The organism is Nodularia chucula CCY0103 (assembly GCF_963923915.1).
Taxonomy (GTDB): domain Bacteria; phylum Cyanobacteriota; class Cyanobacteriia; order Cyanobacteriales; family Nostocaceae; genus Nodularia; species Nodularia chucula.
On the sequence record NZ_CAWUOL010000234.1, the window covers coordinates 1 to 478 of the forward strand.

Annotated in this window: 2 tRNA genes; both read left to right on the forward strand. The window is 41.4% G+C overall.

What is annotated here, in order from left to right:
- Positions 1-100 precede the first annotated feature (100 nt).
- Positions 101-174 (forward strand) — tRNA-Ile (locus ACM0OP_RS24370).
- Positions 175-259: 85 nt separating this feature from the next.
- Positions 260-332 (forward strand) — tRNA-Ala (locus ACM0OP_RS24375).
- Positions 333-478 lie beyond the last annotated feature (146 nt).

The window sequence follows — 478 nt, forward strand, 5'->3', positions numbered from 1 at the left end:
AAATCGATTGCGATAAGCAAATAGATAATTGAGATGGTCATCTCTAGGTCGGTCGTGGGTATTTGTTGAGCTTTCAAACTATATGTTGGGTTCGGATAATGGGCTATTAGCTCAGGTGGTTAGAGCGCACCCCTGATAAGGGTGAGGTCCCTGGTTCGAGTCCAGGATGGCCCACCTGAAATCGGTTAACAGTCAACAGTAAACAGTGGTCAGTAAAAAAAACTGATAATTGGGAACTGATACCTGATAACTGACTGATGGGGGTTTAGCTCAGTTGGTAGAGCGCCTGCTTTGCAAGCAGGATGTCAGCGGTTCGAGTCCGCTAATCTCCACCTTGTGTAAAAACTATCAAAAATGTATAACTTGGTTGCCAATGAAAGAGAAAGGTAGCAGTTATGTTTTTTGTAGTGAATAACGCATTTTAGTAAAAAAAGAGTAGGAAAAAGATTCAGCAATTGATTGTGTTGTAATGACAATC